Source organism: Pseudosulfitobacter sp. DSM 107133, assembly GCF_022788695.1.
In the GTDB taxonomy this organism is placed as follows: Bacteria; Pseudomonadota; Alphaproteobacteria; order Rhodobacterales; family Rhodobacteraceae; genus Pseudosulfitobacter.
In genome coordinates this window covers 261,221-284,886 of record NZ_CP085154.1, presented here as the reverse complement: position 1 = coordinate 284,886, position 23,666 = coordinate 261,221, and the positions used below count along the sequence as shown (strand labels likewise).

The following is a 23,666-nucleotide window of genomic DNA, read 5'->3' as shown; positions in this document are numbered from 1 at the left end:
AGACATCATGAACATTCTTCACAAACTGGCGCTGTCTTTGGCGGCGCTGTCGGCCTCTGCGGTTCCGGCTTTGGCGCAAGAGGCCGACAGCCTAGACGCGAAAGTGAACGAGGCCTTTGCTGCCTTTACCGGCCCCTTCGTCAACCTGATCTTCGCCCCATTCCCCGGCACCAGTTTCCCGTGGATCGTGATGTGGCTGGTGGTCGCGGCCACGGTTTTCACCCTGTATTTCGGTTTCGTTCAGTTCCGGTTCTTCGGTCACGCCATCGCGCTGGTCAAAGGCGACTATTCCGACCCGAATGACGCGGGCGAGGTCAGCCATTTTCAGGCGCTGGCCACCGCGCTGTCAGGCACGGTCGGTCTGGGCAACATCGCTGGTGTTGCCGTGGCGGTTGGCATTGGCGGCCCCGGCGCGACGTTCTGGATGATCCTTGCCGGCCTTCTGGGCATGGCGTCCAAATTCACCGAATGTACCTTGGGCGTGAAATACCGCAACGAATACCCCGATGGTACGGTTTCGGGCGGTCCGATGTACTATATCTCGAAAGGCTTCGACGAACTGGGCCTGCCGGGGGGCAAGATCCTGGCGGTGCTGTTCTCGATCTTTTGTATCCTTGGTGCGTTTGGCGGGGGCAATATGTTCCAGGCCAATCAGGCACATGCACAAATTTCGGGGATTGTCGGGGATTATCCGGGCTGGATCACCGGCATCATCTTTGCGGCCATCGTTTTTGCCGTGATCGTGGGTGGTATCAAATCCATCGCCAATGTCACCGAAAAGATCGTGCCCTTCATGGGCATCCTCTATGTCGGTGCGGCGTTGATCATTCTGGCGGTGAACTATGACAAGATCGGCTGGGCATTTGGCCAGATCTTCGAAGGGGCCTTTAGCGGGCTTGGCGTTGCGGGCGGTCTGGTCGGTGCGTTGATCCAGGGCTTTAAACGTGCGGCTTTCTCGAACGAGGCGGGCGTCGGTTCGGCGGCCATCGCCCACTCGGCGGTGCGCACCAAAGAGCCGATTACCGAAGGGTTCGTATCCCTGCTGGAACCGCTGATCGACACCGTTGTGATCTGTACGATGACCGCGCTGGTCATCACCATTTCGCAGCAGTTGATCGTAGACCCGGACACGGGACGGTTCGTGCTGAACGAAGCGGGCACGGCGATTGCCACTGTTGATGGCAACACCGGCGTGGCGCTGACATCGGCGGCCTTTGCGTCGGGCATCAGCTGGTTCCCCTATGTTCTGGCGGTTGCGGTGATCCTGTTCGCCTTCTCCACCATGATCTCGTGGTCGTATTACGGGCTGAAGGCGTGGACCTATCTGTTTGGCGAAGGCAAGACATCCGAGCTGACCTTCAAGCTGATCTTCTGCGTGTTCATCGTGATCGGTGCGGCGGCCAGCCTGGGCCCTGTCATCGACTTTTCGGACGCGGCGATCTTTGCCATGGCGGTGGTCAACATCTTTGCGCTGTACTTCCTGATGCGGATCGTGCGGGCCGAGTTGAACTCTTATGCCAGCCGCCTGAAATCGGGCGTGATTGCCAAGTTCCACTAAACGCAGTTCTCGTGCAGACGGCGCACCTGCCGTCTGCCCCGTGAACACCGCAACCGCGCCCTGCAATCCGGGGCGCGGTTGTTTCGTTTTGGACGGCACAGGCCACGTTGCGCCATAGCAGCAAAGGCTTTCCATATAGGGCAAAACACTGTATGCCCCGCCAATCTGAGATCGGCGCCCGGACTCCAGCGCCCGAAAAGAAGATACCGGAGTCAGGGGCAATACGGCCCCTAAGCAAATGGCCGATGTGGCCAACCTGAGGAACGTAGATGTTTAACGTAACGACGAAATCAATGCAGTGGGGCGAAGAAACGCTGACACTGGAAACCGGAAAAGTGGCCCGTCAGGCGGACGGGTCGGTGATCGCCACGCTGGGCGAGACTTCGGTCATGGCAAACGTAACCTTTGCCAAGAAACAAAAACCCGGTCAGGACTTTTTCCCGCTGACCGTCCACTACCAGGAAAAATACTATGCTGCGGGCAAAGTGCCCGGCGGCTTTTTCAAACGTGAGGCCCGCCCCACCGAGAAAGAAACCCTGACCGCGCGTCTGATCGACCGTCCGATCCGCCCGCTGTTCGTCCCCGGCTTCAAAAACGAAGTTCTGGTGATGTGTACCGTTCTGTCGCACGACCTGGTCAACGACCCGGACATGGTTGCGATGATCGCCGCAAGCGCCGCGCTGACCATTTCGGGCGCGCCTTTCATGGGCCCGATCGCCGGTTGCCGCGTGGGCTTTGAAGGTGGCGATTACGTCCTGAACCCCACAGTCGACGACATGCAGGACCTGCGTCTGAACCCCGAACAACGTCTTGATCTGGTTGTTGCCGGCACCAAAGACGCCGTGATGATGGTTGAATCCGAAGCTTACGAACTGTCGGAAGCCGAAATGCTGGGTGCGGTGAAATTCGCCCACGAGCAGATCCAGCCGGTCATCGACCTGATTATCGAACTGGCTGAAAGCGCGGCCAAAGAGCCGTTCGATTTCCAACCTGCCGATTATTCCGAGCTGTCCGCAGCCGTGAAAGCCGCAGGCGAGACCGAGATGCGCGCCGCTTTTGCGATCAGCGACAAGCAAGAGCGTACAACAGCCGTTGCCGCCGCCCGCGAGACCATCATGGCCGCGCTGTCGGACGAGCAAAAAGAAGATGCGAACCTTGGGTCCGCTCTGAAAAAGCTGGAAGCGTCCATCCTGCGCGGTGACGTTGTGAAAACCGGCAAGCGTATCGACGGCCGTCAAACCGACGAGATCCGCGACATCGTGTGCGAAACCGGCTTTTTGCCGCGGACCCACGGTTCGGCTCTGTTCACCCGTGGTGAAACACAGGGTCTGGTCGTGACCACGCTGGGCACCGGCGACGACGAACAATTCATCGACGCGCTGCACGGCAACTTCAAATCCAACTTCCTGCTGCACTACAACTTCCCTCCCTATTCGGTTGGTGAAGTGGGTCGTGTCGCAGGTCCGGGCCGCCGCGAGATCGGCCACGGCAAGCTGGCATGGCGTGCGTTGCAGGCGGTTCTGCCCGCATCCACCGACTTCCCCTATACCATCCGTGTTGTGTCCGAGATCACTGAATCGAACGGCTCCAGCTCGATGGCCTCTGTCTGCGGCGGTTCGCTGTCGATGATGGACGCGGGCGTTCCGCTGAAATCGGCCGTGGCCGGTGTTGCGATGGGTCTGATCCTGGAAGAAGACGGATCATATGCGATCCTGTCGGACATCCTGGGTGACGAAGACCACCTGGGCGACATGGATTTCAAAGTGGCAGGCACCGAAAACGGGATCACCTCGCTGCAAATGGACATCAAGATCGCAGGCATCACGCCCGAGATCATGGAAAAAGCGCTGGCTCAGGCCAAAGCGGGCCGGATGCACATTCTGGGCGAGATGAACAAAGCACTGACCGGCGCGTCGGACTTCTCGGTGCACGCACCGCGCATCGAAACCATGCAGGTGCCTACGGATAAAATCCGCGAAGTCATCGGTTCGGGCGGTAAAGTGATCCGTGAAATCGTCGAAGTGTCGGGCGCCAAGGTCGACATCAACGACGACGGCATCATCAAGATTGCGTCGCCCAACGGCGAAGCGATCAAGAAAGCCTATGACATGATCTGGTCGATCGTGGCCGAGCCGGAAGAAGGTGCCGTTTACACCGGGACCGTTGTGAAAATCGTCGATTTCGGCGCTTTCGTGAACTTCTTTGGCAAGCGCGATGGTCTGGTGCACGTCAGCCAGATCGAAAACCGCCGCCTGAACCATCCGTCGGATGTGCTGAAGGAAGGCCAGGAGGTCAAAGTGAAGCTTTTGGGCTTTGATGACCGTGGCAAGGTGCGCCTGTCGATGAAAGTCGTCGATCAGGAAACCGGCGAAGAAATCAAGAAAGAAGAAGACGCCGAATAAGGCGCTTCGTTCTTTGTGAAAATACCAAAAGGCCCCGGTAGCGAAACCGGGGCCTTTTTTCATTTGTGGTTCGTGTTACTCGGCGGCTTGGGCCGTGTCGTTCAGGGTGGGATAGTCGGTATAGCCTTTGGCCCCTCCGCCATAGAATGTATCCGGGTTTGGCTGGTTATACGGGCCATCCCTGGAAATGCGTTTGGTCAGATCGGGGTTGGCGATATACATCCGGCCAAAAGCCACCGCATCCGCGCGGCCCTCGTTGATCCACTGCGCCGCCTCGGCGGGTTCAAAGCCGCCGTTGACGATGAATGGACCGTCGAACGCCTTGCGCATGGCATCTACGATCTTGGTATTCTCGGGTTCCCCCGAGCGGACGACGTGCAGATAGGCCAGCCCCTTGCCCGACAGCGCCTTGGCGGCGGCGACGTAGGTCTCCATCGGATTTTCGTCATGCGACCCGCCGGGACCACCCGCTGGCGACAGGCGCACGCCCACACGATCTGCGCCCAGAACGTCGATCACCGCGTCGACACCTTCGACCAGCAGACGCACGCGGTTCTCGACCGAGCCGCCGTATTTGTCATCGCGTGTGTTGACGGAGGTGCGCAGGAACTGGTCGATCAGATACCCGTTGGCACCATGGAATTCGACACCGTCAAACCCCGCCTTGTCGGCGCATTTGGCCGCATGGCGATAATCTTCGATCAGACGCGGGATTTCCTCCAGCGTCAGCGCGCGTGCTTCGGGGTGGGGCACCATCGGGCCGTCGGGGTGCAGATCGCCGACAAAGGCATCGCCTTTGGGGGTCCATACGCTTGACGACACGGGTGCAGCGCCGTCGTGAAACACGCTGTGGCTGATCGCGCCGACGTGCCACAGCTGACAAAAGATATGCCCGCCCGCCGCATGAACCGAGTCGGTCACGGCCTTCCAGCCGTTCACTTGCGCGTCGGTGAAAATGCCGGGGGTCCAGACATAGCCCTGCCCTTCCGTGCTGATTTGCGTGGCCTCGGTCACGATCAGCCCGGCACCGGCGCGTTGGGTGTAATAGGTCACGTGCAAATCGGTCTGCGCGTTTTCGTCGGGCGTCGAGCGGGACCGCGTCAGCGGGGCCATAACAATGCGGTTGGGGGCAGCGACGCGGCCCAGATTAACCGTGTTGAACAGTGGTTCATGTGCCGGGATATCAGCCATGTCGGGATTTCCTTTTCATTACGTCTTTTATATCTCAGCAGCCCAACGCCCCCTTACAAGAGCAGTTCCGTTCGGCGGCGCACAACGGGGACTTCCCTTTCGCACAGGGGCTCTTGTATAAGCACGAAAATCCACGGAACGGGCTGAGAATGAATTATTCCAATACGGAAAAAGCGCTATTACGGGAACTGCAACGCGATTGCAGTCAATCGCTGGCACAAATTGCCGATCGTTGCGGCATGGCGCAAAGCACGGTCTGGCGCAAGGTTCAGGAATTCGACGCGTCGGGGGCCATCCTGCGCCGGGTGGCGTTGCTGTCGCCGTCGCATGCGGGTTGCAAGCTGACCGTTCTGGCCACCATCATCCTGCGCGACCATGCCGAGGCCACGGTTTCGGGCTTTGCCGCGTTGATCGCAGGCCATCCCGAAGTGGTTGAATGTCTGGCCACATCGGGCACCGCCGATTACCAGATGAAAGTGCGTGTGGCAGATGTCGAGGCCTATGAGCATTTCATGACCAACACGCTGCTGCGCAGCCCCTATGTGCGCGAGGTACATTCGTCATTCGTGCTAAAAGAACTGAAATCGACGACCGAGTTGCCGCTGTGACCGCTGGCGCGGGGCGGACATTCACATTAGCCATGCCGCCATGCATTCGCTGATTATCCATATGTCCAGCGCCACCCGGCGCCGCGCCAACGTCGCGACGTTGGTCCAGCGCCTGCCCGATGCGCAAGTGATCGAGGCCGTGCGCGGGGCTGATGCGGGAGTAACGCCTGCGCGCGGTGACATCCACCATCCACGCTACCCATTTCCCATCGGCGCGGGCGAAGTCGGCTGTTTCCTGTCGCACCGCACCTGTTGGCAACGGATCGTGGACGCTGGCTGGGACTATGCCCTGGTTGCCGAGGATGATCTGGCGCTGGACACCGAACATTGGCCGCATGTGGAGAAGCTGGTCAACACCCATGCCACTGCCGACAGCTTTATCCGCATTCCGGCCAAGACCCGCGAGACCCCCGCACAGGTGGTGGCCCGCGACGGCCCTTGCTCGCTTATGCTGCCCCGCGTGATCGGCCTGCAAACGGTGTTTCAGGTGGTGGGCCGCAACGCGGCGCAACGCTTGCTGGCGACCACCGAAACGCTGGACCGGCCTGTAGACACGTTCCTGCAAATGCACTGGGTTCATGGCCAGCGCGTCCATACCATCCTGCCCAACGGCGTGCGGGAACTGACGGCGGATCTGGGCGGATCGACCATCCAGAAGAAAACCCGCACCAGCGGCAAGCTGATGCGGGAGATCAATCGCTGGCGGTATCGCCGCGCCGTCGCGGCGCGCCCGCAGGTCTCGTTTACTTAGGCAGCGCGGCCTTGCGCAGATAAGGCAGAACGGTTTCAAACTCACCGAAACGGGCTTTGGCATCTTCGTTCGACACAGTTGCCGGAATGATCACGTCATCGCCCACGTTCCAGTTGGCGGGTGTGGCTACGCCATGGCCTGTCGAGGTTTGCAACGCGTCCAGCGCACGCAGCACTTCGGCAAAGTTGCGGCCCACGGTCATCGGATAGGTCATCGACAGCTTCAGTTTCTTATCGGGGCCGATGATGAACACAGAGCGCACGGTGGCGCTGTCGTTGGGCGTGCGACCGTCGGGCAGGTAAGCTTCGGCCGGCAGCATGTCAAAGGCTTTGGACACCTCAAGACCGCTGTCTGCGATAATCGGAAAGCCGGCCTTTGCACCCGAAGAGGATTCGATATCACCCTTCCACTTCTTGTGGTCTTCCACGCCATCGACGCTGACGCCGATCACCTTGGTGCCCCGCTTGGCCCATTCGTCAGCCAATTGTGCAACTGCGCCGAATTCGGTGGTGCAGACGGGGGTGAAATCCTTGGGGTGGGAAAACAGGATGGCCCAGCTTTCACCAATCCAGTCATGCAGGCCAAAGCTGCCTTGGTCGGTTTCGACGGTCAGGTCGGGAATCGTATCGTTGATGCGCAGGGACATGAATGGTCCTCCTATTTTGAATTCTACTGCACAATGTAGTGTGGCTTTGGACGCGTTGCATCCCCTGACTTGCGTGTCATTTGGTCCGGTGACACAGTGCGCGCAAATCATGATCCGCAATGGAGGCATTATCATGCTGGAGAAACGCGACTTTTACATCAATGGCAAATGGGTTGCTCCGATTGAGGGCAAGGACCACAACGTCATCGACCCGTCGACCGAAGAACCCTGTGCCGTGATCTCGCTGGGCGGTCAGGCCGATGCCGACGCCGCTGTTGCCGCAGCCAAGGCGGCTTTGCCGGGCTGGATGGCCACGCCTGCATCCGAGCGGATCGCACTGGTTGAAAAGCTGGTCGAGGTTTACAAGGCCCGCGCCGACGATCTGGCCGCCGCCATGAGCACCGAAATGGGCGCGCCCATTTCCATGTCGAAAACATCGCAAGTGGGTTCAGGCACCTGGCACCTGTCCAACTTTATCGCTGCGGCGAAAAAGTTCGATTTTGTCCGCCCGCTGGGCGATCACGCGCCGAACGACCGGATCATCTATGAAGCGGTTGGCGTTGCGGCGTTGATTACACCGTGGAACTGGCCGATGAACCAGGTCACCCTGAAAGTTGGCGCAGCAGCCATCGCAGGCTGCACGATGGCTCTGAAACCGTCGGAAGAGAGCCCGCTGAACGCGATGATCTTTGCCGAGTTGATGGACGAGGCAGGCTTTCCTGCCGGTGTGTTCAACCTGGTCAACGGCGACGGCGCCGGTGTCGGCAACACACTGAGCGGCCACAAGGACGTGGATATGGTCAGCTTTACCGGCTCGACCCGCGCAGGCACGCTGATTTCGAAGAACGCCGCCGACACGCTGAAACGTGTGCATCTTGAGCTGGGTGGCAAGGGCGCCAACCTGATCTTTGACGATGCCGACAACAAGGCAGTGAAACGCGGTGTTCTGCACATGATGAACAACACCGGCCAATCGTGCAACGCGCCCAGCCGTATGCTGGTCCAGCGCGGCGTTTACGACCGCGCGGTTGAAGAGGCTGCTGCCGTGGCCAATCAGGTCACAGTCGGTCCCGCCTCGGAAGAGGGCAAGCACATCGGTCCCGTGGTGAACGAAGTGCAGTGGAACAAGATCCAGGACCTGATCCAGAAGGGCATCGACGAAGGCGCCCGCCTGATCGCCGGTGGCACGGGCCGTCCCGAAGGGATGAACCGCGGGTTTTATGTCAAACCGACCGTCTTTGCCGACGTGAACCCCGACATGACCATCGCGCGCGAGGAAATCTTTGGCCCTGTGCTGTCGATCATCCCCTTCGACACCGAGGAAGAGGCGGTCGAGATTGCCAACGACACGGTCTATGGTCTGACCAACTACGTCCAGACCCAGGACGGCACGCGCGCCAACCGTCTGGCCAAACAGTTGCGGTCGGGCATGGTCGAAATGAACGGCACCAGCCGCGCGGCGGGTTCACCCTTTGGCGGCATGAAGCAATCGGGCAATGGCCGTGAAGGCGGCGTCTGGGGCATCGAGGATTTCCTCGAGGTCAAGGCAGTCTCTGGCTGGGCGGCTGAATAAGATCAGGTTCACCTGCTAAGAATCAAACAAGGGGCGAAGTGTTTTCTTCGCCCTTTTTTAATCTGGTCCGGTTCCGCTATTGCGCGTATCCAATGTGAACACAGACCCGAGGATCAAAACCATCCATGATTTTTTCCCGCCTGCACGGACGTCTGGGCAACCAGATGTTTCAATATGCCGCCGCGCGCGCGTTGGCGGAACGGCAGTGCACGCGCGTGGTGCTGGACGATCGCACGGCGCTGCATAAGGGTGACGGCACGCTTTTGCGGGTGTTCGACCTGCCCGATCTGGCTGAGGCACCGTTGCCCCCTGTGAAACACCAGCAACCGCTCGCCTACGCGGCGTGGCGCGGGTTGGGCAAGCGGCCGCGCATTCGACGTGAGAAGGGACTGGGCTATAACCCGGACTTCGCACATTGGGCAGACGACAGCTATTTGCACGGCTACTGGCAGTCGGAGCAGTACTTTGCCGACATCGCTGACACGCTGCGCAGCGCCTTTGTCTTTCGAACGCCCATGTCGGCGCAGAACGCGGACATGGCCGCGCGTATCGCCCGTGGGCCGTCGGTGGCATTGCACGTGCGGCGTGGGGACTATGTTAAGGTCAACACCATGGCGCTGTGCGATCAGGCTTATTACGACGCGGCCCTTGCTGCCATTCGCATGCGTATGGATGCCGACCCCACCGTCTACGTCTTCTCGGACGATCCCGACTGGGCCAAGGCCAACTTGCCGCTGCCCTTCGACAAGGTTGTGGTGGATTTCAACGGACCCGACGCCGACTACGAAGACCTGCGCCTGATGACCCTGTGCCAGCACAACATCATCGCCAATTCTTCCTTCAGCTGGTGGGCGGCATGGTTGGGCGAGACGCCAGACAGCATCGTGGCAGGCCCCTCAAGGTGGTTTGCCGATACGTCCATGTCCAACCCCGACATTCTGCCCCCGCGCTGGATCAGCGTCGGCACAACAGCTTAAAACGGCGCCTTGGCGCGAAAGCGGATCGATTTCCCGTTCTCGGGGTGCTTCACGCGCAGTTCCTCGGCGTGCAGCATCATGCGTGGGTAATCGGCGGCGGCCCCATGGGCATAGAACGGATCACCCAGGATCGGATGCCCCAGCGCCAGCATATGCACCCGCAACTGATGGGTGCGGCCCGTGTGCGGAACCAGCCGCATACGCGCGCTGTCGCCGTGCCGTTTGACCACGCGCCAGTCGGTCACGGCGGGCTTTCCCGTCTCGTGGCAGACCTTTTGCAGCGGGCGGTTCGGCCAGTCCACAATCACCGGCAGGTCGATGGTGCCTTTGTCTTCTTCGGGTTCGCCCTGCACCAGCGCCACATAGGCCTTTTGCGTCTTACGTTCGGCGAACTGTGTCGACAGGGTGCGCTGCGCGTGGGGCGACAGGGCAAAGATCATGACGCCGCTGGTATCGCGGTCCAGCCGATGCACCACCAGCGCCGTTGGAAACACGGCCTGAACGCGGGTGATCAGGCAATCCGCCAGATGGTCACCCCGCCCCGGCACGCTGAGCAGGCCCGCAGGTTTGTCGACGACGACGATGTCCGCATCGTCGTGCAAAAAGACCAGCGGATCGGTCGGGGGCGCATAAACAGTTTCCATGCCGCTGCTTTCCAGATGTAGGCTGTGGTTTCAACCCATGATGAAAGGGCCCCCCAAATGCACGCTACCGTCCAAGCCTTCCACGACGCGGTTCTGGCCAAGAACGACGACGCGATCCTGCCGCTGTTTGCCGAGGACATCCGGTTCATGCCGCCGACCTATTGGAAGACGTGGACCGGGCGTGCGGCCGTGGCGGCGGTGCTTGGGCATGTGAATGCGGTTTTCACCGATTTCTCCTATCGCCGCGTGCTGGGCGAAGGGCGCGACTGGATGCTGGAGTTCCAGTGCAAGGTCGAAGGGTTGGATGCGGTGGGTGTCGATCTGATCACGCTGAATGACGACGGGCTGGTGCAGGAGTTCGAAGTGGTCATGCGCCCGTACAAGACGGTCGGTGCGCTGCGCGAGGCGATGATGGCGCGGATCGCCAAGGACCCCAGCTTTGCCACCTTTCGCGAGGCGATCAGCTAGGCGCGGCGGCCGCGCATCTGCCTGATCATCGAGATGGTATAAAGCACCAGTGCGCCCCAGATCATCGGGAACGCGATCATCCGCGCCTGGCCAAAGGGTTCTTTGAAGACAAAGACCGCCACCAGAAAGATCATCGTCGGCGCCACGTATTGCAGCACGCCGATGGTGGTCAGGCGCAGTTGCTTGGCCCCGTTGGCATACAGGATCAGCGGCACTGCCGTCACCACGCCACAGCCCATCAGCAGCCATGTGTCGTGGCTGTCGCCTGCCATGAAATGGCTTTGGCCGGTGGTGGTCAGATAGCCGACATAGCCCAGCGCCGGCAGCAGCAGGATCAGAACTTCCAGCAAGAACCCCTGATTGGGACCGATGGGCAGTTGTTTCTTGGCCAGCGCGTAAAACCCCCAACTGACGGTAATGGCAATGGCCGCCCACGGCACCGTTCCCAGCGTGGTGGCCAGAACCACCACCGCGCACAGCGCCAGCGCCACGGCGGCCAGTTGCAGCTTGTCCAGCTTTTCGCCCAGAAGCAAAGCGCCAAGTGCCACGCTGAACAGCGGGTTGATGTAATAACCCAATGCCGCATCCAGCGCGCGATTCTCCGCGATGGCCCAGACGTAGATGCCCCAGTTGATCGTGATCAACGCCGCGGTGACACAGCCCATCGCCAGCGTGCGCGGACTGCGCAGAGCGGCGCGAATGTCGCGGGTGCGGCCGAGTGCGATCAGCAGGCCTGCCGCAATCGGCACCGCCCAGATGATCCTGTGCGCCACGACTTCGGCAGCGGGCACATGGCTGACGGCCTTTAGATATAGTGGCAGAAAGCCCCAAAGAATATAGGCACCCAGCGCGAAACCCAGCCCTTGGGCCGTGTCCCCGCTGGCAGGGTTTACATTCGGAGCGGGGGGCGTGCGCATGGGGGTCTGTCCTGATGGTGTGCCTGTTGCCTAGCACCCGCCTTCAGGGTGCACCAGAGCCGTCAGACCTTGGTACGCGCGCCTGTCGGATCATAGAAGGGTTTCAGCGATACTTCCGCAGCGTAACGGTGGCCCGCCACGTCTATCTCATAAGACGAAGCCAGCACATCCGCCACGCTTTGCCCCGCACAGGGTACATAGCCCAAGCCCACCGCCGCGCCCAGGTGATGACCATACGCACCCGAACTGAGAAAGCCGACGATCTTGCCGTCCCGCAACACCGGTTCGTTGTGATACAGCAGCGGTTCGGGATCGGTCAGGCGGAACTGCGCCAGACGACGCTCCAGCCCGGCCTCTTTCTTGCGCAGCACCGCGTCGCGCCCGATAAAGGCCGGCTTGTCCAGCTTGACCGCAAAGCCAAGGCCCGCTTCCAGAACATGATCCTCGGCGGTGATGTCATGGCCGAAATGGCGGAAACCCTTTTCGATCCGGCAGGTGTCCATCATGTGCATCCCGCACAGCTTGGCCCCCATCTGCTGACCTGCGGCGTGCAGCACCTCGAACACGTGGCCTGCCATATCGGCGCTGATGTACACCTCCCAACCCAGTTCGCCCACATAGGTCACGCGGTGCACACGGGCCAGCGCCATGCCGATCTCGATCTCTTGTGCGGTGCCGAAGGGGTTGATGTCGTTGCCGAAATCGGCAGGCGACACCATCTGCAACAGCTTGCGGGCGTTGGGGCCCATGACGGCCAGCACCGCCTCGGCGGCCGTCACGTCGGTCAGCACCACGTTGTGATCCCCCTTGTGGCGCATCATCCATGTCTGGTCGGCCAGCCGCGTGGCGGCAGGGGTCACGACCAGATAGGCTGTTTCGCTCAGACGGGTCACGGTCACATCCGCCTCGATCCCGCCGCGCGGGTTCAGGAACTGGGTGTAGACGATGCGGCCCACGGGCACGTCATACTGCCCGCCGCCGATGTGGTTGAGAAAGGCGCAGGCGTCCGGCCCTTCGACGCGGATCTTGCCAAAGGACGACATGTCGTAAATGCCGACATTTTCGCGCACGGCACGGTGTTCGGCAGCGATGTTGTCAAAGAAGGTCTGGCGTTTCCAGCTGTAGGCATATTCCGGCGTCTGGCCGGGGTTGGCGTACCAGTTGGCCCGTTCCCACCCGGCCAGTTCGCCCATGACAGCGCCCTGTTCCAGCAGGTGATGGTGGAACGGCGTGCGGCGGATACCGCGTGCGGTGGCCTTCTGGCGATAGGGGAAGTGATCGGCATAGAGCAGCCCCAGCGTTTCCGAAGCGCGAGCGGCAAGGTAAGTCTTGTTGCCCTGAAACGGCTGCATCCGCGCGATGTCGACATCGCCCAGATCGAACGGCTTTTCGCCCGCCTCCATCCACTGTGCCAGCGCCATGCCCGCGCCGCCCGCCGACTGGATACCGATCGAGTTGAACCCCGCCGCGACCCAGACGTTGTCCATCTCTGGTGCAAGGCCGAGGTGGTAGGCATCATCGGGCGTAAAGCTTTCGGGGCCGTTGAAGAATGTATGAATACCCGCATCGGCCAGCATCGGCATCCGGTTGACGGCGGCCTCAAGGATTGGTTCGAAGTGGTCGAAATCTTCGGGCAGCTGGTCAAATTCGAAATCCGGCGGAATGCCGTTCACGGCCCAGGGTTTGCTGACAGGCTCGAAGGCGCCCAGCAGGATCTTGCCCGCGTCTTCCTTGTAATAGGCGCATTCGTCAGGCACCCGCAGCACCGGCATCTGGGTCAGGCCGGGGATCGCTTCGGAGACGATGTAGAAGTGTTCGCAGGCTTGCAGCGGCACGTTCACCCCTGCCATGCGGCCCACTTGATGACCCCACATGCCCGCACAGTTCACGATCATGTCGCAGGCGATATGCCCGTTGCTGCCATCCGCGCCCCGCCAGTCCACGCCCGTCACGCGGCGGCCCGCGCGGGTGATGTTGGTGACGGCAGCGCGTTCCTGGATGTGCGCCCCGCGCTGTCGCGCGCCCTTGGCCAGCGCCAGTGCGATGTTGGACGGATCACCCTGCCCGTCCAGCGGCAGATAGACACCGCCCGTGACACCGTCGATGTTCAGGTGTTCGTATTTCGCCTTGACCTCGGAGGGGCTGATTTCCTGCACCTCGACACCAAAGGCGCGAGCCATGGCAGCCTGCCGGTGCAGCTCTTCCAGGCGCTCGGTCGTCAGGGCGGCGGTGATCGAGCCGACCCGTTTGAAGCCCGTTGCCACACCTGTTTCGGCTTCCAGATTGCCGTAAAGCTCCTGCGAATATTTCGCCAGTTTGGTCATGTTGGCCGACGCCCGCAGTTGGGCGATCAACCCTGCGGCGTGCCATGTGGTGCCCGAGGTCAGCTGCTTGCGTTCCAGCAGCACGACATCGCGCCACCCCAGTTGCGTCAGGTGGTAGGCGACGGAGCAACCGATGACACCGCCACCGATGATGACGACGCGGGCATGTGTGGGCAGGTCGGGCATGGCGGTCTCCGTGGTTGGGCGGGTTCAGCGGGGGCCAGCCCCCGCACCCCCGGGATATTTGGGGCCAAAAGAAATTAGGGGCGGGTGAGGGTGTGACCTGATGCTGTCAGGCGGCGGGCAATTTCAGCGATATGGGCGGGGCTGACTTCGCAGCAACCACCGACGATGGTGGCCCCTGCGTCGACCCATGCCATGACGTGATCGGCATAAGCTGCAGGGGTGAAATCGTGGCGGGTTTGCAGGTCAGCGACGGTGGGGCGCGATTGCAGGAATTCTTCGGTGATGCGCTGAAAGCCGTTGGCATAGGCACCGTAGGGCAGCGCGCCCTGCGACAGGACCGAGAGGGCTGCGGGAATGACCTCGGGAGCCGAGCAATTGATGAGGACGGCAGCAGCTGTTTCTGCTGCAATCGGCAGAATGTCTGCGACCGCTTCACCAGAGCGCAATGTGGTGCCGTCAGTGTCGTCAACAGTGACCGCCAGCCAGACAGGTTTTCCGGTTGTGGCGGCTCCGGCCAGAGCGCTGCGCGCGTGATCGAGCGATGCCACGGTTTCGCAGATCAACAGGTCGCAGGACGGTGCCAGCAAGTTTGCCACTTCGGCGTAAAGCGGAATGGCGGTGTCGACGTCGGGATGCAGGTCCGGGCGGTAGGAAGCAACGAGCGGGCCCATCGAACCGGCAATGCAATCCGCGTCACTGTTTCGGGCTTCGGCCAAGGCACGGGCAAGCAGGCTTTCGAACTGACCGTCCATCTCGGTGCCGACAAAACGGTCGCGGATAATCGCATAGGTGTTGGCGGTTGCGACCGTGGCCCCCGCTGCGGTGAAATCACGGTGGACACCTTCGACCATGCCGGGGTGTTCAACCATCACCTGTGTGGACCACAACGGCGTGGGCCGGTCGCCCGCGCGGTGGATCAGTTCCTGCCCCATGCCGCCGTCGAGAAGAATAATCTGAGTCATTGATCTGTTCCTGTTCCGGATTGAATGCCGGATGCGTTAGCAGCCATCTGCTCAGGCTCGCAAGCGGTTGTTCTGCGGGTCCCAAAGGGGTTCGTCCGGTTGCACCACGGCGCGGTGTCTGGTGCCGAAGATGTCGACCTGAACCTCGGTTCCCGCCACCGCCAGATCGGCGCGCAGCATGCCCAGCGCGATTGACGCATTCACCCGGTAACCCCAGTCACCGCTTGTCACTTCGCCCGCAACCGCACCGTCGTGCCAGAGCGTCGACATATAGGGCGCATCCGCGTCGTCGGCATCGACGATCAATGTGACAAAGCGTTTGGCGGGACCCTGCTGGTGTTCAGCCAGCAGCGCTTGCTTGCCGGGGAAATCCTGTGGCTTGTCCAGCTTGATGAAACGCTCAAGGCCGCCCTCGAACAGGGTGTAATCGGTGCTGAGGTCGCCCTTCCACGTGCGATAGCCCTTTTCGATGCGCATGGCGTTCAGCGCATACATGCCAAAGGGTTTGGCGCCTGCTTCGGTCACGGCCCGGTACAACGGAGCGACGTCCGCGTTGGCCGCGTGGATTTCCCAGCCCAACTCGCCCGCAAAGGACACCCTTGCCAGCGCACAGGGCCTGCCCGCGACGGTTGCGACCTGATGGGTGAGCCAGGGGGCATTCAGGTCGGCCTGGGTCTCCAGACGTTCAAACAAGGCGCGGCTGTTGGGGCCGGTGACGATCAGAGTTCCATACTCTTTCGTATGGTCGGTCAGTGTCAGCCCCTCGGGCAGGTCGCCGTGCAACACATCCCAATCGTGCCACTGCGCCGTGGCTGCGGTGATCAGGGTAAAGGCGTCTTCATCGTGCCGCAGGATCGACATTTCGGTCAGGATGCGCCCCCGGCTGTCGGGGAAATAGCCAAGGTTCATGCGCCCGACCTTGGGCAGGCCGCCCGAGATCTTGCCGCGCAGGTATTCGGCGGCACCAGCCCCTGACAGGTTGAACCGCGAGAACCCCGGCAGGTCCAGCACGCCCACATCGTCGCGCACCGCTTCGACCTCTTCGCGCACGCGCAGCGCCCACGGGCCGTTGCGATCCCACGTCTGGGTCGCTGCTTCGCTGGTGTCGTCGCCGGGTGCCGCGAACCAGTTGGCGCGTTCCCAGCCGTTATAGGCACCCATGACGCCGCCCTTGGCCAGCACCTGATCGTGGGCAGGTGACAGCTTGCGGTCGCGGCCGGCGGGCCATGCGTGGTGCGGGAAGTGCATGGCGTATTCGTGGCCGTAGGTTTCCATCGCCTTTTGATTGCAATAGTCCTGATCGGTGTAATCGGTGAAGCGGCGCGGGTCGCAGGACCACATGTCCCATTCGGTCTGCCCCTCGGTCACCCATTCGGCCAGCACCTTGCCCGCACCGCCGCCCTGGGTGATGCCAAAGGTGAACACGCAAGCCTCGAACGCATTGGGTACGCCGGGCATCGGTCCGATCAGGGGCAGGCCGTCGGGCGCATAGGGAATGGGGCCGTTGATCACCCGGCCAACGCCGGCGGTGCCAAGAATGGGCACACGGGCCATCGCGTCCTCGATGTACCACTCCAGCCGTTCCAGATCGTCGGGATAAAGCTGAAAGCTGAAATCCTCGGGCATCGGATCTTCGGGGGTGATCCAGTGGGCGCGGCAGTTCCGCTCGTAGGGGCCAAGGTTCAGGCCGTTCTTGTCCTGACGCAGGTAATACGAGCTGTCCACGTCGCGCAGCAGCGGCACCTTGCGGCCATTGTCGCGGGTCCATTCGGCCAGCGCGGGGATTTCTTCGGTCAGGAAATACTGGTGGCTCATCACCGTCATCGGCACAGTGCGCCCGCCGTAGGGTTTGAACCATTCACCGACACGCTGGGCGTAATATCCGGCGGCATTGACCACTTTTTCGCAGCGGATGTCGCCCTTGTCGGTGTGGACGATCCATTCGTTGCCCTGACGGCTGACGCCGGTGGCTGGACAGAACCGTTCGATGCGCGCGCCCATGGCACGCGCCCCTTTGGCCAGTGCCTGCGTCAATTGCGCGGGGTCGATGTCACCATCATCGGGGTCCCACAGCGCCCCTGCCAGATCATGCGTTTCGATGAAAGGATAGCGATCCTTGATGTCCGCCACCGCCATCATTTCAAGGTCCAGCCCCTGATAACGGCCCATGGCGCGGGCGCGTTCAAACTCTTGCATCCGTTCGCGGGAATGGCCCAGGCGCACCGACCCCGTGACGTGATAATTCATCGGATAATCCACCGCCTCGGCCAGCCCCGCATACAGGCCCAGCGAATAGCGCTGCATGTTCATCACCGCCCACGACGTGCTGAAGCTGGGACAGTTTCCGGCGGCGTGCCACGTGCTGCCTGCGGTCAGTTCGTTCTTTTCCAGCAGAACGCAATCACTCCACCCTGCCTTGGCCAGATGGTACAGCGACGAGGTGCCGACCACCCCGCCGCCGATGATGACAACGCGGGCTGTAGTGGGAAATGTGCTCATGCGCGTTGATCCTGATCCGGGGTGATCTGGTAGTAATCCCCCTTGTCCTCGGTAAAGATGTGGCGGGTCAGGGTCAGCCCTGTCGGCGCCTCAAGCGCGCCCAGCGCAATGCCGATTTCATCCTCGGCATGGCTTTTCCAGAACAAGGACGACCCGCAGGTGGGGCAAAAGCCGCGTTTGGCGGTTTCGCTGGCTTCGAACCAGCGCACGTCGCCTTGCACCGCGAAGGCAGACAGCGGCACCTGAACCGAAGCCCAGACATGCCCCGACTGTTTGCGGCACTGTGTGCAGTGGCAGGCGGCGGGATCTTTGGCGGTTGCAGTGGCGGTAAAGGCCACGCTGCCACACAGACAGCTTCCGGTCAGCATTTTGGGCACTCCTGCGGCTTGGTCCTCAGTAAACGGGGGGGGCGATGACCCAGATCGCCATGGCGGGCGCGTCATGGGGGTTCATCCAGCGGAATGGCTCACCCCGGATACGGAAGCTGTCGCCGGGGTGGATGGTGTAGAGGGTACCTGCGATTTCCAGCTCAAGCGTGCCGGAAACCAGATAGCCAACCTCTTGGGTGGGGCGGGTGACCGGTTCGGCAATCTCGGACTGCGGGGCAAAGGTGGAATGCACCATCTCGAAATCGTCCGTCAGGTCGGGCGACAGCAGTTCCTCGACCAGACCCGCCACGGCTGACCCGATAGGCCGACGCGCGCCTTTGCGCACGATATAGCCGGCCTCGTGGGCAGGGGCGGCGGCGTGGCGGAACAACATCGACACCGATACACCCAGGTGCGCTGCAATATGGCGCAGATCGGTGATCGAAGGCTCGGACAGGTCACGCTCGACCTGACTGAGCCAACCGACAGAGCGGCCCAGCGCATCGGCCATATCCTGCAAGGTGACCCCTCGCGCCTTGCGCAAGGCGCGCAGGTCGGCGCCCAGCGTTTTGGCCGTATCGGGGGAAGATTGCAGCATATGCGTCTCGCGGTGAAAAATTGCGCCTGAATTTCACGGTGCGCTGCCGCAAGTGAAAAATCAAGACAAAATTTCACGGGAGTGCGCGCACAGCCGAACAAAAAGGAGCAAAGGCAGCGACGGCCTTGCAAGCCGGATAGCGGTTAAAGTGACTGCGCCTTGTGCGCTGCCGCCGTCAGCCCGTCGCTGATTGTTTTCGACAGATCAGCGTCGATCATTGCGTTCAGTCCGGCAGCCGTTGTGCCCGCATAGTCAATCATCCACCTGACATGATCGGCAGGCCGCGCGCTGCCCTGTGCCAGCATGGTTCCCCCCGCAAGGAAAAGCTGGCGCACAGCGCGGTCCGCCACCTGCCTGTCGATGCCCTGTCGTTCGGCGTGGTCGACCATGCATTGCGCGAACAGGGCCACAAAGCCGGGTACAGGGCCGGTCATTGCCGTGAAATGATCTATCTGGCCTTCGTCGAACACCTGGTCTGTCAGGCCGCAGGCCCCCAGCAGCAGGCCGACAATGTCACGATCCTGTGCCGTCACGGCGGCGCTTGCGAACCACGGGGAGAAGGCCAGCGCCAAAGACGCGGCCGGGCTGCTCATGGCGCGGATGACACGCGCGGCCCCGGTTTGCGACGCAATCTTGTCCAAGGTCATACCGGCCATCACCGAGAGCACCAGCTTGTCAGCGGCGTGAATGCGGATGTCGGGAAAACTGGCAGGTGGCACGCACAGGATAATCGTATCGCATGCATCCACCAGGTGCTGGTTGTCCGTGGTGACATTGATACCGGACGTCTGGCCAAAGTCCGGCGTGGTGCCGGTACGGTTCGAAACCCAGAACCGTTGGGGATCAACCACTCTGCTGGCAAGCAGTGCGGTGGAGATCGCGGCACCCAACATGCCCGAACCGCCAATAATGCCAACGCTGCTGTCCAATGGTCCCATTTCCATGCTCCTGTTCCGCTTCGCGGAAAGCACCGCGCCCTGCCTACTCTAACACAGAACGCGGCCCGTTCAGGGCGATATTCAGATTGTCGGCCCGTGGTACCGGGCCGACCGCGCGAAGCTGGTCAGATACGTTCGATTGCGATAGCCGTACCTTCGCCACCCCCGATGCAAATGGCCGCAATCCCGCGCTTGAGGTTGCGTTTTTCCAGCGCGTTCAGAAGCGTCACGATGATACGTGCGCCCGAGGCACCGATGGGGTGTCCCAAAGCACAGGCGCCACCGTTGACGTTCACGATGTCATGGCTCAGCCCCATTTCGTGCATGAACGCCATGGGCACCACGGCAAAAGCTTCGTTCACCTCCCACAGATCAACGTCGTCCTTGCTCCAGCCGATGCGCGCCAGCAGTTTCTGTGCGGCAGGCACCGGGGCCGTGGTGAACAGGCCGGGTTCCTGTGCGTGGCTGGCGTGGCCCAGTATGCGCGCGCGCACCGTCAGACCACGCGCCTTGGCCGCTTCGGCCGAGCTGAGAACCAGCGCCGCAGCGCCGTCCGAGATCGACGACGAATTGGCCGCCGTCACGGTGCCGCCCTCGCGGAAGGCCGGTTTGAGTTGGGGGATCTTCTCGGGGCGGGCGTTGGCGGGCTGTTCGTCGGCGCTGACCGTGACCGCGCCCTTGCGCGACTTCACGTCGATGGCAGCGATTTCATCGGCAAAGGCACCGCTGCTTTGCGCCTCAAGCGCGCGGCTTAGCGAGGCCAGCGCGAATTCATCCTGCCGTTCGCGGGTAAACTGGTAGGTTTCGGCGCAATCTTCGGCAAAGGTGCCCATCAGACGGCCCTTGTCATAGGCGTCTTCGAGACCGTCAAGGAACATGTGATCAATCACCTGCCCGTGTCCCAACCGTGCGCCATCACGCATTTTGGGCAGCAGATAGGGGGCCTGTGTCATGCTTTCCATGCCGCCTGCGATCATCAGGTCGGTGTGACCCAATGCGATCTGGTCAAAGGCGATCATCGCCGCTTTCATGCCCGAACCGCACATCTTGTTCAGCGTTGTCGCGGGCACTTCCTTGCCCAGACCGCCGGCAAAACCGGCCTGACGCGCGGGAGCCTGGCCCTGACCTGCGGGCAACACACAACCCATCAGGACTTCGTCTACCGTATCGGTGCCGGCACCGGCCAGTGCTGCGCGAATGGCGGCGCCCCCCAGTTCCGAGGCTGTCAGACCGGAAAGAGCGCCCTGAAAACCACCCATCGGAGTGCGGGATGCGCCGCAAATGATTACTTCAGTCATAGTTCACCTTCTGATTCTTCTACCCGTGGTTACGAGTTGGTAAGACTTGCGGCCTAATCATGGTCGCGAGCGTGAGACGTGAGGGATTAGTATGGAACTCTCGAGTAAAACAGAAGGCCAAGTGCGCATTGTGACGGTGCGGAACGCGCGAATCGACGCCGCGGGGGCCATCGAATTCAAGGACGCGATGCGCGCCGAGACAGACAATGGCCCCGATCTGGTGGTGCTGGATCTGTCGGCAGTGGATTTCATCGACTCCAGCGGACTGGGTGCGATTGTCGCCGCGATGAAGCACCTTGCACCCCAACGCAAGCTGGCGCTGGCGGGTCTGACACCGACTGTCGACAAGGTGTTCAAACTCACACGGATGGATTCTGTGTTCAGCCTGTTCGCCACACTTGATGACGCGCGCAGCGCGCTGGCAGCGTGACATGGTCCTGCACGACAACAAAATGCGCACCCTGCCCGAGGTACATGTCCATGTGGACAGCGGGCCACAGGCCGCGCGGCAAGCTTTTGAAATCCTGAAGGGAAATCTTGAAGAACTGTCCCTTGATATCGAAGAACTGGGCGCGGTCGAACTGGTGCTGGCCGAGGCGATGAACAACATCTGCGAACACGCTTATGCCAACGGCATACAGTCGGGGCCCATCGACTTGCGATGCCAGCACCGGCGCGACGGTTTGCACTTTAAAATCACGGACGAAGGGCAGCCGATGCCCGACGGGCGCACCCCGCTTGGGCTGGCCGTGAATGTCGATGTCGACCTGCTGGACATGCCAGAGGGGGGGTTTGGCTGGTTTCTGATACAGAATCTGGCCAAAGAGGTTACCTATCGCCGCCGCAACGGGACCAATCATCTTTCGCTGCGCATGGCAGTGGCATTGGGCACCCCGGTGTCTTGAGAATACGGGCATTTCCGCCGCTGCGGGCGCTACTGTTGACACAGACCCCAAAAGCGCCCGATTCGTTCCTCAATCCTGCCTTGTTCCACCGGCAAATATAGACCTGTAGCTGCATATAGCTTCCCTCGGTGTCGTGTGTAACAGCCCCCACCCAGTGCACGGCACCGAGGATCTTATTCCCGAACATTGTCATAAGCTTGGCCTTTGGCCAGCACCCCGCTAGGTATCCTTTGTCTGACACCAAAAGGAGCCCCCATGCGCGACTTTCATTTTCCGGGCCGCTCGCCCGTCCTGGCCACAAATGGCATGTGCGCGACATCGCATCCCTTGGCCGCTTCCACCGCCATCGACATCCTCAAACGCGGTGGCAACGCTATGGACGCCGCCATTGCAGGAGCCGTTCTGCTGGGCATTTGCGAACCGCAAATGACAGGCATTGGCGGCGATTGTTTCGTGCTGTGGTCGATGCCCGGCGAGACCAAGGTGAACGCTCTGAACGGATCGGGCCGCGCGCCTGCCGGGTTGGATGCCGCCATGCTGCGCGACGCAGGCCACGACACCGTGCCGCTGGGCAGCCCCCATGCGGTAACGATCCCCGGTGCGATCGACGCCTTTTGCACCCTCTCCCAGCGCGTCGGCAAACTGGGCATTGATGCGCTGCTGGCGCCGTCGATTCACTATGCCGAAGCCGGTGTACCCGTCGCCCCGCGTGTGGCGTCTGACTGGATTTCCAATTCCGAAGCGCTGCAAGGCGTCGCGCGCGAAACCTATATGGTGAACGGCCAGATCCCGAAAACCGGCCAGATCTTTCGCGCCCCCAAACAGGCCGAAGTGCTGCGCCGTATCGCCAGGGACGGACGCGATGCGTTTCACACCGGCGAAGTCGCTGACGATATGATCGCTGCGCTAAACGCGTTGGGCGGGGTGCATACGGCAGAGGATTTTGCCAATGCCGCCTGCACCGACACGACTCCGGTGGCGGGGGCTTACAAAGACATCGAAGTGGTCGAACATCCGCCTAACGGCCAGGGGGCTGTGGCGCTCTTGCTGTTGAATATCCTCAAACATTTCGACATCGCCGCGATGGACCCTTTTGGCGCAGAGCGCGCGCATATCGAGGCCGAGGCGGCCAAGCTGGCCTATGACACGCGCAACCGTTTTCTGGCGGACGCCGACCATATGACCCGGCTTGATTATCTGCTGTCCGAAGACACCGCCGCCAAACTGGCCGCCCTGATCGACCCCAAACGCGCGATGGCCAGCGCCACCGAGATTTCGGAAGCGGTGCACAAGGACACCATCTATATCACCGTGGTCGACGGCGATGGCATGATCGTATCGCTGATCTATTCGATTTTTCACGGCTTCGGGTCCGGCATCGCTTCGGACAAATTCGGCATCCTGTTCCAGAACCGCGGCGCAGGTTTTTCCCTGACCGAAGGACATCCGAACGAGTTGAAAGGCGGCAAACGCCCGATGCACACGATCATTCCGGGCATCATCCGCGCAAACGGCAAGCCGGTGATGCCTTTTGGCGTGATGGGCGGACAATACCAGCCAGCTGGCCACGCGCGGTTTACGACCAACCTGACCGATTTCGGCATGGACCCCCAGACCGCCATCGACGCGCCCCGCAGCTTTCCCGAAAAGGGCGTGTTGCAGGTCGAACGTGGATACTCCGACGCCGTGCGTCAGGAACTGGCCGATATGGGGCACAGCGTACAGATCCCTGATTCGCCCCTTGGCGGGGCACAGGCGATCAAGCTGCATGACAGCGGCGTGTTGGAAGGCGCGAGCGATCCGCGCAAGGACGGTTGCGCGCTGGGATACTGATGCAATCAGGGTGCGCAGGT

General features: G+C 61.5%; 21 protein-coding genes. 10 read left to right on the top strand and 11 right to left on the bottom strand.

All coding sequences use genetic code 11. The features are described from left to right. The first annotated feature begins 7 nt into the window (after nt 1-7). The gene (locus tag DSM107133_RS01375; RefSeq protein WP_114293024.1) at nt 8-1,558 is read left to right on the top strand and encodes an alanine/glycine:cation symporter family protein; all 1,551 of its coding nucleotides are present in this window, start codon (nt 8-10) and stop codon (nt 1,556-1,558) included. Nucleotides 1,559-1,827: 269 nt separating this feature from the next. Further along, a complete protein-coding gene (gene pnp, locus DSM107133_RS01370) occupies nt 1,828-3,960 on the top strand; it encodes a polyribonucleotide nucleotidyltransferase (RefSeq protein WP_114293023.1) in 2,133 nt (710 codons plus the stop codon). 75 nt (nt 3,961-4,035) lie between these two features. On the opposite strand, the gene DSM107133_RS01365 is transcribed toward pnp, so the two are convergent. Then, on the bottom strand, nt 4,036-5,151 hold the full coding sequence (locus DSM107133_RS01365) for an alkene reductase (RefSeq protein WP_114293022.1): 1,116 nt from the start codon (nt 5,149-5,151) through the stop codon (nt 4,036-4,038). 149 nt (nt 5,152-5,300) lie between these two features. Here DSM107133_RS01365 and DSM107133_RS01360 point away from each other — a divergent pair, with 149 nt between their 5' ends. Both DSM107133_RS01360 and DSM107133_RS01355 read left to right on the top strand, forming a co-directional pair. Beyond that, nucleotides 5,301-5,759 (top strand): Lrp/AsnC family transcriptional regulator, encoded by a 459-nt coding sequence (locus tag DSM107133_RS01360; protein ID WP_114293021.1) that lies wholly within the window; start codon nt 5,301-5,303, stop codon nt 5,757-5,759. Between the two features lie 40 nt (nt 5,760-5,799). After that, entirely contained in the window at nt 5,800-6,510 is a 711-nt protein-coding gene (locus DSM107133_RS01355) for a glycosyltransferase family 25 protein (RefSeq protein ID WP_114293020.1), read from the top strand. On the opposite strand, the gene DSM107133_RS01350 is transcribed toward DSM107133_RS01355, so the two are convergent. After that, nucleotides 6,503-7,156 carry a peroxiredoxin gene (locus tag DSM107133_RS01350; protein ID WP_114293019.1) on the bottom strand — a complete coding sequence of 218 codons (654 nt, stop codon included), beginning with the start codon at nt 7,154-7,156 and terminating at the stop codon, nt 6,503-6,505. The genes DSM107133_RS01355 and DSM107133_RS01350 overlap by 8 nt on opposite strands. Nucleotides 7,157-7,289: 133 nt before the next feature. On the opposite strand from DSM107133_RS01350, the gene DSM107133_RS01345 reads away from it, so the two are divergent. Continuing rightward, a complete protein-coding gene (locus DSM107133_RS01345; RefSeq protein ID WP_114293018.1) occupies nt 7,290-8,729 on the top strand; it encodes an aldehyde dehydrogenase family protein in 1,440 nt (479 codons plus the stop codon). 125 nt (nt 8,730-8,854) lie between these two features. After that, entirely contained in the window at nt 8,855-9,706 is an 852-nt protein-coding gene (locus tag DSM107133_RS01340) for an alpha-1,2-fucosyltransferase (RefSeq protein ID WP_114293017.1), read from the top strand. Here the strand turns inward: DSM107133_RS01340 and DSM107133_RS01335 are convergent. Continuing rightward, nucleotides 9,703-10,350 carry an RluA family pseudouridine synthase gene (locus DSM107133_RS01335; protein ID WP_114293016.1) on the bottom strand — a complete coding sequence of 216 codons (648 nt, stop codon included), beginning with the start codon at nt 10,348-10,350 and terminating at the stop codon, nt 9,703-9,705. The two genes, DSM107133_RS01340 and DSM107133_RS01335, sit on opposite strands and share 4 nt — an antisense overlap. A 57-nt stretch (nt 10,351-10,407) precedes the next feature. Between DSM107133_RS01335 and DSM107133_RS01330 the strand changes: the two genes are divergently transcribed. Then, nucleotides 10,408-10,818, top strand: coding sequence for a nuclear transport factor 2 family protein (locus tag DSM107133_RS01330; protein ID WP_114293015.1), 411 nt, complete (start codon nt 10,408-10,410; stop codon nt 10,816-10,818). On the opposite strand, the gene rarD is transcribed toward DSM107133_RS01330, so the two are convergent. The 8 genes from rarD to DSM107133_RS01290 all read right to left on the bottom strand — a co-directional run bounded on the left by rarD (nt 10,815) and on the right by DSM107133_RS01290 (nt 20,908). Continuing rightward, nucleotides 10,815-11,735: an EamA family transporter RarD gene (gene rarD / locus DSM107133_RS01325; protein ID WP_114293014.1), complete on the bottom strand. Its 921-nt coding sequence runs from the start codon at nt 11,733-11,735 to the stop codon at nt 10,815-10,817. The two genes, DSM107133_RS01330 and rarD, sit on opposite strands and share 4 nt — an antisense overlap. Before the next feature lie 62 nt (nt 11,736-11,797). Then, nucleotides 11,798-14,245: an FAD-dependent oxidoreductase gene (locus DSM107133_RS01320; RefSeq protein ID WP_114293013.1), complete on the bottom strand. Its 2,448-nt coding sequence runs from the start codon at nt 14,243-14,245 to the stop codon at nt 11,798-11,800. A 74-nt stretch (nt 14,246-14,319) separates the two neighbouring features. Then, nucleotides 14,320-15,207, bottom strand: coding sequence for a homocysteine S-methyltransferase family protein (locus DSM107133_RS01315; RefSeq protein ID WP_114293012.1), 888 nt, complete (start codon nt 15,205-15,207; stop codon nt 14,320-14,322). 51 nt (nt 15,208-15,258) lie between these two features. After that, nucleotides 15,259-17,706 carry an FAD-dependent oxidoreductase gene (locus tag DSM107133_RS01310; protein WP_114293011.1) on the bottom strand — a complete coding sequence of 816 codons (2,448 nt, stop codon included), beginning with the start codon at nt 17,704-17,706 and terminating at the stop codon, nt 15,259-15,261. After that, nucleotides 17,703-18,074 (bottom strand): GFA family protein, encoded by a 372-nt coding sequence (locus DSM107133_RS01305; RefSeq protein WP_114293010.1) that lies wholly within the window; start codon nt 18,072-18,074, stop codon nt 17,703-17,705. The genes DSM107133_RS01310 and DSM107133_RS01305 overlap by 4 nt, the downstream gene beginning before the upstream one ends. A gap of 25 nt (nt 18,075-18,099) precedes the next feature. Beyond that, a complete protein-coding gene (locus DSM107133_RS01300) occupies nt 18,100-18,672 on the bottom strand; it encodes an XRE family transcriptional regulator (RefSeq protein WP_114293009.1) in 573 nt (190 codons plus the stop codon). 143 nt (nt 18,673-18,815) lie between these two features. Then, nucleotides 18,816-19,610, bottom strand: a complete 795-nt coding sequence (locus DSM107133_RS01295) for a pyrroline-5-carboxylate reductase dimerization domain-containing protein (protein WP_114293008.1) — start codon at nt 19,608-19,610, stop codon at nt 18,816-18,818. Between the two features lie 125 nt (nt 19,611-19,735). Continuing rightward, nucleotides 19,736-20,908: an acetyl-CoA C-acyltransferase gene (locus DSM107133_RS01290; protein WP_114293007.1), complete on the bottom strand. Its 1,173-nt coding sequence runs from the start codon at nt 20,906-20,908 to the stop codon at nt 19,736-19,738. Nucleotides 20,909-20,999: 91 nt separating this feature from the next. Here DSM107133_RS01290 and DSM107133_RS01285 point away from each other — a divergent pair, with 91 nt between their 5' ends. The 3 genes from DSM107133_RS01285 (at nt 21,000) to DSM107133_RS01275 (ending at nt 23,646) form a co-directional block, all read left to right on the top strand. Further along, on the top strand, nt 21,000-21,338 hold the full coding sequence (locus DSM107133_RS01285; RefSeq protein WP_114293006.1) for an STAS domain-containing protein: 339 nt from the start codon (nt 21,000-21,002) through the stop codon (nt 21,336-21,338). Then, nucleotides 21,310-21,813, top strand: coding sequence for an ATP-binding protein (locus DSM107133_RS01280; protein ID WP_243253574.1), 504 nt, complete (start codon nt 21,310-21,312; stop codon nt 21,811-21,813). The genes DSM107133_RS01285 and DSM107133_RS01280 overlap by 29 nt, the downstream gene beginning before the upstream one ends. 255 nt (nt 21,814-22,068) lie before the next feature. Then, the gene (locus DSM107133_RS01275) at nt 22,069-23,646 is read left to right on the top strand and encodes a gamma-glutamyltransferase family protein (protein WP_114293005.1); all 1,578 of its coding nucleotides are present in this window, start codon (nt 22,069-22,071) and stop codon (nt 23,644-23,646) included. The last annotated feature ends 20 nt before the right edge of the window (nt 23,647-23,666 follow it).

Coding starts and splice junctions, on each gene's coding strand:
- DSM107133_RS01375 (WP_114293024.1), top strand. CDS start 8: ATGAACATTCTTCACAAACTGGCGCTGTCTTTGGCGGCGCTGTCGGCC.
- pnp (WP_114293023.1), top strand. CDS start 1,828: ATGTTTAACGTAACGACGAAATCAATGCAGTGGGGCGAAGAAACGCTG.
- DSM107133_RS01365 (WP_114293022.1), bottom strand. CDS start 5,151: ATGGCTGATATCCCGGCACATGAACCACTGTTCAACACGGTTAATCTG.
- DSM107133_RS01360 (WP_114293021.1), top strand. CDS start 5,301: ATGAATTATTCCAATACGGAAAAAGCGCTATTACGGGAACTGCAACGC.
- DSM107133_RS01355 (WP_114293020.1), top strand. CDS start 5,800: ATGCATTCGCTGATTATCCATATGTCCAGCGCCACCCGGCGCCGCGCC.
- DSM107133_RS01350 (WP_114293019.1), bottom strand. CDS start 7,156: ATGTCCCTGCGCATCAACGATACGATTCCCGACCTGACCGTCGAAACC.
- DSM107133_RS01345 (WP_114293018.1), top strand. CDS start 7,290: ATGCTGGAGAAACGCGACTTTTACATCAATGGCAAATGGGTTGCTCCG.
- DSM107133_RS01340 (WP_114293017.1), top strand. CDS start 8,855: ATGATTTTTTCCCGCCTGCACGGACGTCTGGGCAACCAGATGTTTCAA.
- DSM107133_RS01335 (WP_114293016.1), bottom strand. CDS start 10,350: ATGGAAACTGTTTATGCGCCCCCGACCGATCCGCTGGTCTTTTTGCAC.
- DSM107133_RS01330 (WP_114293015.1), top strand. CDS start 10,408: ATGCACGCTACCGTCCAAGCCTTCCACGACGCGGTTCTGGCCAAGAAC.
- rarD (WP_114293014.1), bottom strand. CDS start 11,735: ATGCGCACGCCCCCCGCTCCGAATGTAAACCCTGCCAGCGGGGACACG.
- DSM107133_RS01320 (WP_114293013.1), bottom strand. CDS start 14,245: ATGCCCGACCTGCCCACACATGCCCGCGTCGTCATCATCGGTGGCGGT.
- DSM107133_RS01315 (WP_114293012.1), bottom strand. CDS start 15,207: ATGACTCAGATTATTCTTCTCGACGGCGGCATGGGGCAGGAACTGATC.
- DSM107133_RS01310 (WP_114293011.1), bottom strand. CDS start 17,706: ATGAGCACATTTCCCACTACAGCCCGCGTTGTCATCATCGGCGGCGGG.
- DSM107133_RS01305 (WP_114293010.1), bottom strand. CDS start 18,074: ATGCTGACCGGAAGCTGTCTGTGTGGCAGCGTGGCCTTTACCGCCACT.
- DSM107133_RS01300 (WP_114293009.1), bottom strand. CDS start 18,672: ATGCTGCAATCTTCCCCCGATACGGCCAAAACGCTGGGCGCCGACCTG.
- DSM107133_RS01295 (WP_114293008.1), bottom strand. CDS start 19,610: ATGGGACCATTGGACAGCAGCGTTGGCATTATTGGCGGTTCGGGCATG.
- DSM107133_RS01290 (WP_114293007.1), bottom strand. CDS start 20,908: ATGACTGAAGTAATCATTTGCGGCGCATCCCGCACTCCGATGGGTGGT.
- DSM107133_RS01285 (WP_114293006.1), top strand. CDS start 21,000: ATGGAACTCTCGAGTAAAACAGAAGGCCAAGTGCGCATTGTGACGGTG.
- DSM107133_RS01280 (WP_243253574.1), top strand. CDS start 21,310: ATGACGCGCGCAGCGCGCTGGCAGCGTGACATGGTCCTGCACGACAAC.
- DSM107133_RS01275 (WP_114293005.1), top strand. CDS start 22,069: ATGCGCGACTTTCATTTTCCGGGCCGCTCGCCCGTCCTGGCCACAAAT.